The following is a 15,899-nucleotide window of genomic DNA, read 5'->3' as shown; positions in this document are numbered from 1 at the left end:
AGTTCTTAAATAATTTTAAAAGCCTACTATCAGTTAAATTGATAGTAGGCTTTTGTATTTTAGAGGATAATATTCAATGATTTTATTATGACAAAACAGTAAGTGTTTTAACATTTACTTATACGATAACGGCCCTTATGTACTCTGTTACAAAAGAAACCACACAAAGCGTTCTGTTTCTTTGTTACTCATTTTTATACACCGCAAAACATTTTGTTATTCAATAATTCCAATTTCTAGAGCCTTTTGAACAGCTTCTTCTTTGTTACGGACTCCTAGCTTTGTATAAGCTGTGGAAGCATAATTTCTGACCGTACCACTCGATAAATATAATCTTGATGCTATGGTAGTGTATCGAAGTCCTTTTGCTACTAGCTGCAATATTTCTATCTCTCTAGCTGTTAGTTCATAAGCGATTGCTTTTGATTGTGGTGTCTCTTTTTGCTCATCAAATTTCTCAAATATTTTGTGAGACATTCCTTGATCAATCAGTGTCCCACCTTTGTGAATAAGTCGGATCGTATTAGCTAGCTCCAACGTTTCAATAGATTTGAGTAAAAAACCATCCGCACCGTTGCGAAGCGATTCCAACGCCTGCTCGGTATCTTGAAAAGTTGTAAAAATCAATACGCGGATATGTGGCCATTGTTGCTTAATCTTTTTGGTTGCTTCGATTCCATCCATATGCTGCATATCTAAATCCATAAGTATAACATGGGGTTGAAGGCGCCCACACAAATCGATGGCTTGATTGCCATCCTCAGCCAAACCGACTACATTTAAATCTTCATATCTATCGAGTAATGTCCTCAAACTTTCCCGAACAAATGGCTGGTCGTCTACAATTAACAAACGAATATGTCCATCTTTTATTTCAGTCTGTCGCGGTATGGTACATGTAACAAGCATTCCTTCCTCTGGCTTTGTATATACAGACAATTGACCTTGCAAGTTCATTGCCCGCTCTTTCATCGCATTCATACCGAAGCCTTCCTGCCATTCTACATTTCCTTTTCCATTATCTTGAACTTCTAACCTCGTATATTGTTGTTCAAATTGCAATGAAACTATAATTTCAGTCCCCTGACCATGACGTACTGCATTCGTAAGGGACTCCTGTAAGCAACGAATGAATGCGATCTTCGCTTGCCGAGACAGTTGATATTCCTCTCCGAATGTCTTCAAACTTACATTTACCTGAGCGTGCTCCTGAAATTCGGCTCCAAGATTTTGTAGAGATTGAATTAAGGAAGGCGATTGACACGGAGAATCCATTTGATGTAGGTAACCTCTCACGTCCTCGATGCTTTTACGTCCCATTTCAAGCAGAGAATCTAGCCTCTGTATACCCATTTCAGTAGAAATTTCGGTACGCAATGTTTCCATCCCCATAATAATAGAAGTATAAGCGTGACCAACTGTATCATGAAGCTCACTCGACAGTCTGTTCCGTTCTTCTGCCAGTGTAATACGTTCAATCTGAGACATATATTGCTCAAGTACCGCGTTTTGTTTACGAATCGCTTCATTTTGCTTATGATTGACGATTAATAAATGGAAAGCGAAGCCCATTACATAAGCAAGTCCATAGTAGGTAACCAAAATCCAATAGCTATTACTTGGCGCAACCGCATAGAAAATTCCAGTTGTTATAAAAACTGTTGTTGGAGCTGTCCAATAATAGGACAAATGCTTACTATTCGCAGCAATCAGAAAAGCCGATATCAGAAATGTAACGTTAGCTTCCGGAAATAAAGAGGTTAAATATATACACAGTCCACCATATAGCAGTATTTCTGTGAACAAGTAATATTTGTAATTGAACAGTAAGGCTACCCATGGAATCGAGAAGGTAAGAACCTCCCAAAAAATAACAATCCAAAGTGGCAATGTTAAACTATCCTGAAAATCTAATGTGGTTATGGCGATAGAGACACTAACAAGTATACGGACTCCTAACATAATCCAATCGTACCAAAACCAATACTTAACCATATCTAACAAGTCATTTACCCCCTAAGTAGCCTACCTTTTTACTTCATATATTATAATTTAATCCTTCATGCCTATTATACTTTTAAATTTAAAACTGCGATACTACGCACAGATTGCAAACTTCTATCGATTTAGTTGCCGAATCATGCTACGTGTATAGCCCCCAAGTTTCTTTGTCAAACCATCTACTATTCTAATACTTATGGCGGTAAATACTATACCCATAAACATTACAAAGAGGGACTTGGCAAAAGTATCTATCTGTATGAATATAATATTCATTTCGATGTATTGATACAGTAGTGGTGCCAACAGCAACATAAGTGGCATTACATAAAAAATGATTGCACTAATGAGACTGAAAATGCCAATCACTAATTTCTGCATTAACCAAAAGACAGCAGACCAAGTGCGACGATCTGTAAGCACTAATTTCACCTGAGTCCAGTTCGATGTATCCATTTTTATACTTTTATCGTAAGAGTCGGTCGAAATATTGGTATAAATTTTCGTCTGTATACGCTCGAATTGGATAAAAGGTGTAGTAGTCTGTAGTACACGTATAACTAGTGGAATCCCAATTACCGTAAATGAAAGGGTGAAGCTGAATAGCAGAGCTATTAGGTAAAAACAAAAATAAAACAAGCCTGTAACGAAAGTTAGCAATAAAAAATAACCATTCTGGATGAATCTTGATTTCATAAAGTTCATCGCTCCTATCTATGTAATAACCGGATTATACTGCTTTTTTTGTCATTCTCACTAGTGTAAAAGTGTCATATGACAGTTTTAAATGATGTTAAAAAGAGGAGAGTAACCTACTTCTGGTTAAAAAAGTTGCTTTTATTAATCTCCACAAAACAATCCCTTCTTGCAGATGCAAGAAGGGATTGTTTTGTACTTTTATTTAATATGAGATGGACTTGTTTTTCGAATGTGAAAAATAATATCAAATTGCTCAAGCAATGATTTATCAAAGTATGCCGATTCGTTTGGGAAGATTTGTCCCCCTATACTTAGTAATGGTCTTTTTGCTTTAACCCATTTCTCTGCTTGTCCTTTAAGGTGACGGTTATCCAATAAAAACATGTTATATGGTACTTTTCCAAGGGTATAATTAAAACTATTTACATTTTGTGGAATATCACGTGTTGTAATCTTACCTCCAGTGGAAGGGTCATATTCGCTGTATAAGGTGAAATTCCCCTCCGTAGTTGTACTACCAATTGTGACATAATTATTGTCTAAACGTTCCTTCAAAAACTGCCCCGCAACATAAGGGTATAATTTCTCATCGATAATTCCTTTAGCTATATGAATATTGTGTCCCCATACCATCGTTTTACCACCCAATGTCTCTTGTGCCCACATTGCATGATCTGCCAAGTATTGCTCATGTAGCTTTAACATACTTGGATAGTCGTTAGGAATTAGCATTGTGGTAAATTTTTCTATTGCACTTGCCGTTGCTTTCGCCCAGATGTACTCGGGTAAAACTATTTCTGTGTTGGCTTGATTATTCTCATCTTTTAGTAATCGAGCTACTTTCTCAGCGTTTGCTTTGAACTTTTCTTTTATTTCAGGAGCAAGGTTCATATATTCCTGTGTACTTCCATTAAAAGCCGACAATTCTTTATAGTTTTCTTCTACTTCTGCCAGCAAATCTGGTCGATGCAGCCTTACATAATCAATTACTTTATTAAAGCAACCTTGGTCCAATTCCTTTAAGTCGAGCCCGATAAATTGGATCTTTTTTTTATTGGATGGATCAGCATTATAATCTTTCATCCACTCAATCATGGCTATGATTTCATCAGTAGGATATAACAAGTTTAAAAATTCCCTAGGGTTTCCTTTTCCTGTTTGGATATATTCATTTAGCTTTAAGCCGTTTCCCCAATCTTCTTCCATTGTGAAATTTGTAAAACCCATCTCAGTAACCAAATATTTCACAAGGCGAAACTTCATAGTGAAAATTTCAGAGCTTCCATGAGTATTCTCTCCTAATCCTACATATTGTGCGCTCCCAATCATTTTCTTAAGTGGTTTTAAATCCTCAAATGATTTTGACGGCTCTATCGTTTTTAATGGGTAAGCCTGTGATTGTATTGATTTAACTATATTTTTTTGGATTGATTGACCTGAATTTTCGACTGCTACTGTTTGAGCCTTTCCTACTTCTACACATCCTGTGACTAATAAAGCTGTACTAACCATTGCAATTATTCTTTTCTTATTCATTTTTTCCACCTCAATTGAATTATTTGTAAAAACAAGATTGATTCATTGTACTTGCACGAATCAATTGCCTTAATTCAATTGTTATTTATTCCATATCATATTTTCTAGTTACATATTGTCATAAGGTTAATTGACACAGGTCATATGCTAATCATTACACTTTTGTACTATCGGTTATGACAACTTATAAATAATAATTGCATGGATGAGTCGCAAGTAAAACTAGATTATGAATTGGGGAGGGATTTTAAAGATGAATGAATCTGTATACAAAAATATTTTTATTCTAAGTTGTGTCTGTAGAAATGACAAGAAGTAAATTCGATAAACAAGTGAATGAAAAGGGAAGGGCGGATTAAAATGAGATTACACGCAAAATCGTTCCACAATAAAGATAAAATCCAACGTGCTAAAATAGGACTTCAACTCTTTCTGAGTATCTTAATCATTACTTCTATTATCCTAAATGTAGTAGTAATAATTACGAAAAGTATGCCGCTTATTGTGGTATATATGTTTACCCCAGCATTATCTTCTATTTTGACTCGCATAATACTGAAAGAAGGGTTTAAAGATGTATCTTTTAGTCTCGGTAACTTAAAGATATGGAAGGGGATTGGTTTTGCTCTGCTAATCCCTATGATTATTTGCGGAATTACTTATTCTATCGCCTGGTTGAGCGGAATTGCGGGGTTTCAGCATCCCGAAGGTGGTATGTTAGAACCAATCTACAATATGCTTGGACTTCAGTATGTAACGGCACCATTCAGTTTCATTTATCTAGTAGTATTGAGCGGCATTTTCGGAAGTTTGCTTGGCTTAATCCCAGCTTTGGGAGAAGAAATGGGGTGGCGAGGTTATATGCTCACAAGGCTAGTCGATGCAGAGTTTTCACGGCCCATCCTTATTAGTGGATTGATTTGGGCAACGTGGCATGTTCCAATTGTTATTGCTGGCCTATATGTAGCGGGACCATCTGTCGTTCTTTCAGTACTTGGTATCTATCTTTGTATTGTGCCATTCGGTTATATTACAGCTTATTTACGACTTATCACAGGTAGCATTTGGCCTTCGGTTATCATCCATGCTACTTGGAATGCCATTATTCAAGGACCTTTCACACGTGCAAGTACAGGATATCAAACTGAGATTTGGATTGGAGAATCTGGCTTGATAACCGCCCTTATTATCTTGATTACGGCAATAATTGTGTCTCGGATAATAAGATTTACTAAATATAGATTTTTCACATAAATTTTTAAAAAAAGATTGTGAATCAGAAAAACGGACTCTCAGATTGCTTTTTAAGGATTTTTAGTGGTCGTGTGAATGTCATATGTATCGATAAGGATTAAATTTCACACGATTAAAAACAGGGTGTTTAAACGCTGTTTTGTTTTTATTCGTGATTTTAAATCTGAAATACTGAAGCCAATGTAATACAATTTCATTGGCTTCAGTATTTTGATTCTTAACTAAAAATAGAGTGGGAAATTAAGGGTGTCATATATATTAATTAAAAGTAGCATACAAAGAATGCTTAAGTGACATTTCTTTTGTTATAGAATAAACAAATCCTGATATTGCAGTAACTATTATTTTGAGGTCAATTTACTGTGAAATAAGTGTCTAATGTCTACTATTACTTTGGATTTATGTTACTGCACCTCATAATTAGAGGTGTTGTTTTTGTTAATTAATAGCCATTGTACTTAGAAAATAAATAATATGTTTATGTGATGGAGTAATAAAGCTAGGTAGCATAAAGACTGATACTACAAAGATTAACAACATATAAAAAAATTATTTATATGTTGTGTCACCGCTGCTATTCCTAATAATTTTGGAATCTATTTATTTCTTCCGCTTTTGCGGAAACTAAAACTAATGTTGCGACCAGTAATATAGTGCCAATTAGATAAAAATAGTTGGACCTATATCGTCAGTATTTTTAATATTCCATTCGCTTTTTGTGTTTTCTATTTTTATTTTTGTACTGATGATAAGACCTTTCCCTCAATTAGATCTTTAAATAACGTAGACCTATTTGGTGCTTGAATTTCTTCCAACGTGAATTTTTCGAAGCATAGTGGTTCAGAAATAGCTTTATCATTTTCATCTGCTGTTAAATTTTCGACTTCTTTATTATCTTTGTAAAAAATTTGGAATACAGCAGTTTATCAGTTTTATATTCGAATTTGCAGCATCCACTTTTTTAATCTCAGTTTGTCCAAGTGATTGAATTTTTGGCTGTTAGTTCTTACGGTGATACAGTATCTCCTTGGACTTTCACTGTATTTTTAATCTTTTTTCCAGCTTGTCCCTCGCATGGAGTACCATTGTATGCCACTCTGTATGTGTCACATTCCAAAATTCTTCGTTTTCTTTTCCTACATTAAATTTACTTTTGTCTGTATCAAATGTATCTGTCACTGTTTAGCCTACTATTTGTAATGTACCTGGGGCATATTCTAGTCCGTCTGGCAATGTATCCGCAAAGGCTAGATTTTTCGCAGGATTAGCAAGAAGCTATTACTTACTAGAGTTGTATACTCCAATCATCCCTTGTTTCTGTATTTTGTAGGTTCTTCACTGTTTTCTCAAGTTCTATGATTAGATCTTGGAGAATTAAGAAACGACCTCAGCTCATTTCATTGTCGTTTAGAAAATTATAAGAAAAGAATCTATTTCTTTCACACTTTTCCTAACTACTCCGATATTTAGATGCTACTTACAAATAAATAATATATGATTTTCATAAAAAAAATATAGTAATATTTTGTCGTGAATTGTACTAATTTGATATTTTATAGTAATATTTTGTCGTGAGTTATACCTGACGAAAAATAATTTATGAACCTATACAGGAACGCTGTAAAAATTTATCAGTAATCTAATTAAGAGGAGAAGGTAATGAATAATTCTATCGATATACAACACTTGTGTGATCTTGCACATAAAGCCTTTAATGTACCTGTTCACATTTTATCCACAGACAAAAAAATCTTATATCATTCTAATTCTGAGGATATTTGTAGTCCTTTTTATTCTTCTAAAGAAGAACATCTTAGTGACATTTATCAAGAAAATGATCCCTATAATTTGCCCCTTTTCAGATGTAACAGTTATCTTGAAAATTTCATCCTAATTCATATAGAAAATCATGATTATATAAAAGGGACTATAATAATTGGCCCCACTATACATCCAAAGGGATCGGATGATGTAACCTTTAAACTTCGAAAAGAATTTAACTCAAATAATAATATTCAAGAAAGACTAACCTACTTTCAATCCCTACCTGAGGTTAAAAAAACTTCTTTAATTGATATGGGAATTTTATTGCATTACATGATTTCCAATGAAAAGTTAGATGTTGATATTGTTGTAGAAAAAAATAAAGTGTTAGAGGAAGTTCCCTATAAAATTGTGAAACCTGATCTATATATTTTAAAACGTCAACAAAATAAACCAAAAACTCACAACATGGCATTAGTACATAATTATTTTTCAGCAATCAAAGAGGGAAATAAAAAGAAGTTGTTGCAATATATGTATGCAGTTTCGCAGGAAGATACTGAATTAATTTTAACAGCGGATCCACTCAGAAACCAAAAAAACCATGGGATTATTGCGATTACTTTAGCTACTCGATATGCGATAGAAGGTAATCTCCCACCAGACATTGCTTTTGCTCTTAGTATTTTGTATATCCAAACCATGGAACAACTAGATAACGTGGACTCTGTAAGGCGATTGTCAGGAGATGCTTTACGTACTTTTGCAGATCGGGTGAAAGAATTCAATGCGCAAAAATTTTCAAATGCGGTTACTACATGTATGAATCATATTAGTAAAAATGTTTACGATGGAATATCTCTCAATGAACTCGCTAATCATTTGGATATTACCCCTACTTATTTATCTAAATTATTTAAAAAAGAAGTTGGGATTCCTTTAAGTGAATTTATTCAAAGGGAACGAGTGGAAGAAGCAAAAAAATTATTAACACTCACTACATATCCACTATCAGATATTTGTGCCTGGCTTAATTTTAACGACCAAAGTTATTTTACAAGGGTTTTCAAAAAATCAACTAACATGACACCTAGACAGTATCGTGAAAAATATACCGTAATATAAGCTTAGTATCAGTTTCTTGTGAAAAAACTTTAATATACGCGCAAGTAACTCTAAAACTTGAGCATACTGTTTCTTTTACTCTAGAAAGAGTATGTGATTGATCTAGAAAAGGAATATGTATTCAAATAGATCTTGAAGAGTCCATGAAACATTTAGTGAAGCCAAAGGACAAGGGTAAGATTTATAACATGTTGTTAATTTTAAAGAGTACACTATCCATTATTTTTCTAAGGAGACAAAAAAACAGAAGGCTGCAAAGATTCTTTTCGAGAAAGCTTTGCGGCTTTTTTTATATTTTAAAACCCATAGTTATAACGAGGAATAAGTTTATAGATTAATATCTTCATGTTAAGTATTTAATAATGGTGATATTAGGGACTATTACATAAAGTTTAACATTATAACATATATCACTTGATATATCTATATTATATGTAATTATACATAACCAAATAAAGGGGAAAAAGTATAAAAAAACCTATTAAATTATTCTATAAGTATTTTTTTAAAAATAAAATTGCTTGGTTGAGCTAAAATGGTTATTTATTAACCGTATACACTTTAATTTGTAATCATTACAATTACAGAGCTGTAATTCCTAATTAATTATATCAGTATAATTTTTTAGGATTGTATTTTTACTTAATAGTTAAATTATCGAGCTCAATCGACAAAATTTTGCTATTTACGCATTGGAAATTTAATGTTTTAATGAACAACATAACTGGTATGACCACACAGAAGGGAGAAGAGCAAGCTAATAGAGGTTATTAAACTTGCAAGTAACATTATGTTGTAGATATTTTTCTTAATAATCAGTCTATTTTTAAGATATTTAGAATCTCAAAAATAGTATTTTTGTAAAAATGGGTTTTAAGTTTCTACATAGCAAAAGTGAATTTATTCCGCTATAAAAGTATAAGCAATGTACAGTATAATTTCATCTTTTGTAGTCTTGTAAGGCTCTTGCTGACAAAACTAAAAACCATATTATGAAATTGATATTAAAAAAGTCATGACGGGATTAACTCAAGAATCAATGGTTTATTTATCTTCACGGTTCTGTAAGTTAACCAGCCGCTCTAGGGGGAAGTATTTTACTACTCATTGGGCAGCTAATCCAAATATAGCTGATGAATTTTTATCGTTTATTATTTGAAAAATAAAGTATCTAAATGAGAGGGAAGTAAAATCCTTAGATCCTATTAGAAGTAAATAATAACGATAACACCCTATCTAAAAAACTTCTCCTTCCTCATGCGTGTGTAAGGAGTGAACCTAGCGATAGGTCGTACAAGCTATATGAATCAAATTATAAAAAACAATGGTAAAGGAGTGTACGGAATGAAAAATAAAATAATGACAGGATTTTTAATAACATCCATTGTAACTGGAGCAACTATTCCTATCAATACTCTCGCAACACCAATCGTTCAAGCAGAAACTCAACAAGAAAACATGGATATTTCTTCATCATTACGAAAATTAGGTGCGCAATCTAAATTAATCCAAACGTATATTGATCAATCTTTAATCAGTCCTAATGTACAGCTAGAGGAAGTCCCAGCTTTAAATACAAATCAATTCCTAATCAAACAAGATATGAAGGAATGGTCATCGGAACTCTATCCACAGTTAATTCTATTAAATTCAAAAAGTAAAGGATTTGTAACAAAATTTAATAGTTATTACCCGACATTAAAATCGTTTGTAGACAATAAAGAAGATAGAGAAGGGTTTTCGGATAGACTTGAAGTTCTTCAAGATATGGCTATGACGAATCAAGAAAATGCGCAACGACAAATTAATGAATTAACAGATCTTAAATTACAGCTTGATAAAAAATTAAAAGATTTCGATACTAATGTGGCAACTGCGCAAGGCATATTAGGTACAGATGGAACAGGAAAAATAGATCAGTTAAAAAATGAAATATTAAATACTAAAAAAGCAATTCAAAATGATTTACAACAAATTGCATTAATACCAGGAGCTTTAAATGAGCAGGGATTTGCTATATTCAAAGAAGTTTATAGTCTTTCAAAAGAAATTATTGAACCGGCTGCTCAAGCAGGGATGGCAGCGTATAACAAAGGAAAAGAAATTAACAACTCTATTCTAGAAGCAGAGAAAAAAGCAGCGCAAGAAGCGAAAGAGCAAGGTAAAACTGCTCTAGAAATTGAATCAGCCAAAAAAGCAGCTCGTGAAGCAATTGAGCGAAGCAAACAAGGTGAAATAGCTGCAGCTGCAGCCACAAAAACGCAAGAATATGACCTGATGAAAGCCATTGATACTGAAAAGATTAAGAAAACACTTGGTGTCTTCGCTGAAGTAAATAAACTAACAGCAGAACAGCGAGCATATTTAGATGATTTAGAGAAACAAAATCAAAAAATATATGATTTAACAACGAAACTATCAATAGCAGATTTACAAAAATCAATGCTTCTTCTTACACAAAATGATGTGCATACGTTTGCAAATCAAGTAGATGTAGAACTTGACCTACTAAAGCGCTATAAAGAAGATTTGGATCTAATAAAAAATAACATTACAAAATTATCTACTAATGTTGATGCAACTAACGAGCAGTCTCAAAAAGATACATTAAGACAATTAAAAAATGTAATAAGTTACCTTGAAGAACAGGTATATAAATTTTGATATTACGTTTTTGAAAAAACTATAAAGATTATAAGAATCTAGCGAAAGAAGGAGAATAGTTATGAAAAAATTCCCATTCAAAGTGCTAACTTTAGCCACTCTGGCAACGGTTATAACTGCTACTACTGGTAACACTATTCATGCATTTGCACAAGAAACGACCGCTCAAGAACAAAAAGTAGGCAATTATGCTTTAGGTCCCGAGGGACTGAAGAAAGCATTGGCTGAAACAGGGTCTCATATTCTTGTAATGGATTTGTACGCAAAAACAATGATTAAGCAACCGAATGTAAATTTATCTAATATCGATTTAGGATCAGAAGGAGGGGAGTTGCTCAAAAATATTCACCTTAATCAAGAACTGTCACGAATCAATGCGAATTATTGGTTAGATAAAGCGAAGCCACAGATTCAAAAAACAGCTCGTAATATTGTAAATTACGATGAACAATTTCAAAATTATTACGACACTTTAGTAGATACTGTACAAAAGAAAGATAAGGCAGGTCTAAAAGAGGGCATAAGTGATTTAATTACTACAATTAATACAAATTCAAAAGAGGTTACAGATGTAATTAAGATGCTACAAGACTTCAAAGGGAAACTATATCAAAATTCTACAGATTTTAAAAATAATGTTGGTGGTCCAGATGGGAAAGGTGGATTAACTGCAATATTAGCAGGTCAACAGGCAACGATTCCGCAACTTCAAGCTGAAATTGAGCAACTTCGTTCTACTCAGAAAAAACATTTTGATGATGTATTAGCATGGTCAATTGGTGGTGGATTGGGAGCAGCTATTTTAGTTATTGCAGCTATTGGAGGAGCAGTTGTAATTGTTGTAACTGGTGGTACAGCAACACCAGCTGTTGTTGGTGGACTTTCAGCTCTTGGAGCAGCTGGTATCGGTCTAGGAACTGCGGCGGGTGTCACGGCATCTAAGCATATGGACTCCTATAACGAAATTTCTAACAAAATCGGAGAATTAAGTATGAAAGCAGATCGTGCTAATCAAGCAGTTCTTTCGCTTACTAACGCGAAAGAAACATTGGCATATCTATATCAGACTGTAGATCAAGCGATATTATCTCTAACAAATATTCAAAAGCAATGGAATACAATGGGCGCAAATTATACAGATTTACTGGATAATATCGATTCTATGCAAGACCACAAATTCTCTTTAATACCGGATGATTTAAAAGCTGCTAAAGAAAGTTGGAATGATATTCATAAAGATGCAGAATTCATTTCAAAAGATATTGCTTTTAAACAGGAATAGAACTGAAAATTAAAACCTAAATTGGAGGAAAATGAAATGATAAAAAAAATCCCTTACAAATTACTCGCTGTATCGACGTTATTAACTATTACAACCGCTAATGTAGTTTCACCAGTAACAACTTTTGCAAGTGAAATTGAACAAACGAACAATGGAGATACGGCTCTTTCTGCAAATGAAGCGAGAATGAAAGAGACCTTGCAAAAAGCCGGGTTATTTGCAAAATCTATGAATGCCTATTCTTATATGTTAATTAAAAATCCAGATGTGAACTTTGAAGGAATTACTATTAATGGATATGTGGATTTACCTGGTAGAATTGTACAAGATCAAAAGAATGCAAGAGCACATGCTGTTACATGGGATACGAAAGTAAAGAAACAGCTTTTAGATACATTGACGGGCATTGTTGAATACGACACAACATTTGACAATTATTATGAAACAATGGTAGAGGCGATTAATACAGGGGATGGAGAAACTTTAAAAGAAGGGATTACAGATTTACGAGGTGAAATTCAACAAAATCAAAAGGTTGCACAACAACTAATAGAAGAATTAACTAAATTAAGAGACTCTATTGGACAAGATGTTAGAGCATTTGGAAGCAATAAAGATCTCTTGCAGTCGATTTTAAAAAACCAAGGTGCAGATGTTGAAGCCGATCAAAAGCGTCTAGAAGAAGTATTAGGATCAGTAAACTATTATAAACAATTAGAATCTGATGGGTTTAATGTAATGAAGGGTGCTATTTTGGGTCTACCGATAATTGGCGGTATTATAGTGGGAGTAGCAAGAGATAATTTAGGTAAGTTAGAGCCTTTATTAGCAGAATTACGTCAGACCGTGGATTATAAAGTAACATTAAATCGCGTAGTTGGAGTTGCTTATAGTAATATTAATGAAATGCACAAGGCACTTGATGATGCTATTAACGCTCTTACTTATATGTCCACGCAGTGGCATGATTTAGATTCTCAATATTCGGGCGTTCTAGGGCATATTGAGAATGCAGCTCAAAAAGCGGATCAAAATAAATTTAAATTCTTAAAACCTAATTTAAATGCAGCGAAAGACAGTTGGAAAACATTAAGAACAGATGCTGTTACATTAAAAGAAGGGATAAAGGAATTAAAAGTGGAAACTGTTACTCCACAAAAATAGGGAAATATTAATTCTGTTGCAAAGTGAACCATAACATAGAGAGTCTATGATTACACTGTTAAACAGTAAAGCGATAATTAATAAATCCTTATATATTAAAAAGGCGGAGTCTCATTAAAGACTTCGCCTTTCACTTATATATAAGTTTTATCCAAATAAAAAGATAGCCATGTAGTTTACTTGTTTTTAAAAATTTGTAACAGAATCGATTAATAGGGGACAGTTTATATAGATTCGCTTAATAATATCGAATCTATGCAACTACATCGTCTTTTAATAAGAATAGGACTTGAAATCATACTCTATACAGGAGGAATAAGAAAAGATGAAAAAAAAACCTTATAAAATACTGGCTGTATCAGCATTTTTAATTATGACAACTACCTATGCAGTCACACCAGTAGCAACCTTTGCAATTGAAACTGAACAAACGAACACTGGAGATATGTCTCTTTCAGCAAATGAAGAAAAGATGAAAAAAACTGTACAAGATGCTGGGTTATTTGCAAAAGCTATGAATGAATATTCTTATTTGCTAATTAATAATCCGGATGTGAGTTTTGAAGGAATTTCTATTAATGGGTATGCAGATTTACCTAGTAAAATTGTACAGGATCAAAAGAATGCAAGAGCACATGCTGTTACATGGAATACAAAAGTAAAAAAACAGCTTTTAGATACATTGACCGGCATTATTGAATACGATACAAAGTTTGAAAATTATTATGAAACATTAGTAGAGGCGATCAACAATGGAAATGGGGATACTTTAAAAAAGGGGATTACTGATTTAAGGGGGGGAATTCAACGAAACCAAAAGTCTGCAAAAGCATTAATAGAAGAATTAACTAAATTTAAAAACGCTATTGGAGAAGATGTTAGAGTATTTGGAAGCCATAAAGAGACCTTGCAATCGATTTTAAAAAACCAAGGAGCTGATGTGGAGACTGATCAAAAGCGTTTAGATGAAGTTTTAGGACAAGTAAACTATTATAAGAAATTAGAATCTGATGGATTAATAATGGTGAAAATACCTTTTATCCCCACGCTTATTTCTGGTGGCATAATGATAGGTACTGCTAGAGATAATTTAGGTCGATTAGAGCCTGCTTTAGCAGAATTACGTAAAAATGTAGATTATAAAATTACATTAAATCGTGTAGTCGGAGTTGCATTTCATAATATTAGTGATATGCATAGTACGATTGATAGTGCTATTACTGCTCTTACTTATATGTCCACACAATGGGATGATTTAGACTCTCAATATTCGGGCGTACTGGGGCATATTGATAAAGCTGATGAAAAAGCTGATCAAAATAGATATAAATTTTTAAAGCCTAACTTGAATTCAGCTAAAGATAGTTGGAAAACATTAAGAACAGATGTTGTCACATTACTAGAAGGCATAAAAATTGCAGAGAAGAAAGAACAGGATTTTATGAATCTACTTCGTCCATCAAACGTTTTTTACTTTTATAAAAAAATCCATAACGCATACACTTTTGAAATAAAGACTGGAACAAATGCACAAAATGCGTCTTATAAAGTTATGAATTTAACTAAAAACACTGTTCATCATATGTGGAGTGGAGGTGCTAATACAAGCATGTGGGCTGACTGGCTTTCATTCAATCCAAATGATGAATTTGCGGTGGTAGCAGTAGTGGATGGGAAAGAATATGTTGTGTATAAAGACAAAGTAGAAAATATAATGAACTGAACCCAAAAAAATGCATTAATTGGGGATGGTACACTAAACTAGACACCAAGTTAAGTGAAAAATTGAACGGCATAAGGCTCCTTATTTCCTAGAACACCTAGCTAAAGCAAAAGAATTTGTACAGCAAAAAAAGTGAATATTGAATCAAGGCGCTGGTTGCTTTATCATTTTAGCCAAGAAGACTCCTTCCTCAAGGAACGCGAAGTGAGTAGGTGGGGGATGAATTGGCTTCGGATAAGGGATGGCAGGAAGCTATCTTAATTGTTCGACATACATAAACTGTTACTTCACTACCTATCGAATGTACGTTTGTTGTATAATAGAACCATATCGAAATGGGGGTGAAACGAATGATGATTAATAAAGGATTTAAATTTCGTATCTATCCAAATAAAGCACAAGCGACCCTAATCAATAAAACGATTGGTTGTTCTCGTTTTGTATTCATTCCACCAGTACACCCTTGTAATCTTCTAGATAACATTCAAACAAACGCAATTTCGCGTTGGTCTTTATAACATGCATGTCTTGGTAAAGTTTTGCATTTTTTATTGATTTGCAATAGAAAACGTTGATTTTATGCCTATCTCAGCAAATAAAAAAGTAGAATAGAGAAATTTCACTTAGCGAGTGAAAAATGATTCACCTAGGGATAGCATCAGGATTTTGCGGATCTACAATGTTAAG

General features: G+C 33.5%; 10 protein-coding genes and 1 pseudogene. 7 read left to right on the top strand and 4 right to left on the bottom strand.

Annotated features, from left to right (window positions below):
• Window positions 1-216: 216 nt before the first annotated feature.
• From MKY90_RS16240 to MKY90_RS16230, 3 genes are all read right to left on the bottom strand, one after another.
• Window positions 217-2,004, bottom strand: coding sequence for a hybrid sensor histidine kinase/response regulator transcription factor (locus MKY90_RS16240; RefSeq protein ID WP_341091929.1), 1,788 nt, complete (start codon window positions 2,002-2,004; stop codon window positions 217-219).
• A 114-nt stretch (window positions 2,005-2,118) separates the two neighbouring features.
• Entirely contained in the window at window positions 2,119-2,697 is a 579-nt protein-coding gene (locus tag MKY90_RS16235) for a sensor domain-containing protein (RefSeq protein ID WP_341091926.1), read from the bottom strand.
• 201 nt (window positions 2,698-2,898) lie between these two features.
• Entirely contained in the window at window positions 2,899-4,236 is a 1,338-nt protein-coding gene (locus MKY90_RS16230; protein ID WP_341091924.1) for an erythromycin esterase family protein, read from the bottom strand.
• Window positions 4,237-4,596: 360 nt separating this feature from the next.
• Here MKY90_RS16230 and MKY90_RS16225 point away from each other — a divergent pair, with 360 nt between their 5' ends.
• Window positions 4,597-5,490, top strand: a complete 894-nt coding sequence (locus MKY90_RS16225) for a CPBP family intramembrane glutamic endopeptidase (protein WP_098168138.1) — start codon at window positions 4,597-4,599, stop codon at window positions 5,488-5,490.
• A gap of 1,035 nt (window positions 5,491-6,525) precedes the next feature.
• On the opposite strand, the gene MKY90_RS16220 is transcribed toward MKY90_RS16225, so the two are convergent.
• Complete coding sequence (locus tag MKY90_RS16220; protein WP_000132593.1) at window positions 6,526-6,669, bottom strand: hypothetical protein; 144 nt, start codon at window positions 6,667-6,669, stop codon at window positions 6,526-6,528.
• Window positions 6,670-7,149: 480 nt separating this feature from the next.
• Here MKY90_RS16220 and MKY90_RS16215 point away from each other — a divergent pair, with 480 nt between their 5' ends.
• From MKY90_RS16215 to MKY90_RS16190, 6 genes and pseudogenes are all read left to right on the top strand, one after another.
• Window positions 7,150-8,379: a helix-turn-helix domain-containing protein gene (locus MKY90_RS16215; RefSeq protein WP_098168139.1), complete on the top strand. Its 1,230-nt coding sequence runs from the start codon at window positions 7,150-7,152 to the stop codon at window positions 8,377-8,379.
• A 1,344-nt stretch (window positions 8,380-9,723) separates the two neighbouring features.
• Window positions 9,724-11,043, top strand: a complete 1,320-nt coding sequence (gene hblC / locus MKY90_RS16210; RefSeq protein WP_341093269.1) for a hemolytic enterotoxin HBL lytic component L2 — start codon at window positions 9,724-9,726, stop codon at window positions 11,041-11,043.
• A gap of 61 nt (window positions 11,044-11,104) precedes the next feature.
• Window positions 11,105-12,325: a hemolytic enterotoxin HBL lytic component L1 gene (gene hblD / locus MKY90_RS16205; protein WP_002128070.1), complete on the top strand. Its 1,221-nt coding sequence runs from the start codon at window positions 11,105-11,107 to the stop codon at window positions 12,323-12,325.
• A 36-nt stretch (window positions 12,326-12,361) separates the two neighbouring features.
• Window positions 12,362-13,489, top strand: coding sequence for a hemolysin BL binding component B (gene hblA, locus MKY90_RS16200; protein ID WP_000591974.1), 1,128 nt, complete (start codon window positions 12,362-12,364; stop codon window positions 13,487-13,489).
• A gap of 325 nt (window positions 13,490-13,814) precedes the next feature.
• On the top strand, window positions 13,815-15,212 hold the full coding sequence (hblB, locus tag MKY90_RS16195) for a hemolysin BL regulatory component HblB (protein WP_341091920.1): 1,398 nt from the start codon (window positions 13,815-13,817) through the stop codon (window positions 15,210-15,212).
• Window positions 15,213-15,562: 350 nt separating this feature from the next.
• A pseudogene (locus MKY90_RS16190) lies at window positions 15,563-15,694 on the top strand (helix-turn-helix domain-containing protein); the annotation flags it as partial.
• Window positions 15,695-15,899 lie beyond the last annotated feature (205 nt).

This window comes from Bacillus sp. FSL P2-0099 (assembly GCF_038007445.1).
Taxonomy (GTDB): domain Bacteria; phylum Bacillota; class Bacilli; order Bacillales; family Bacillaceae_G; genus Bacillus_A; species Bacillus_A mycoides.
Note: the sequence above shows the minus strand (reverse complement) of the source record. Positions and strands in the feature narration are given on the sequence as shown.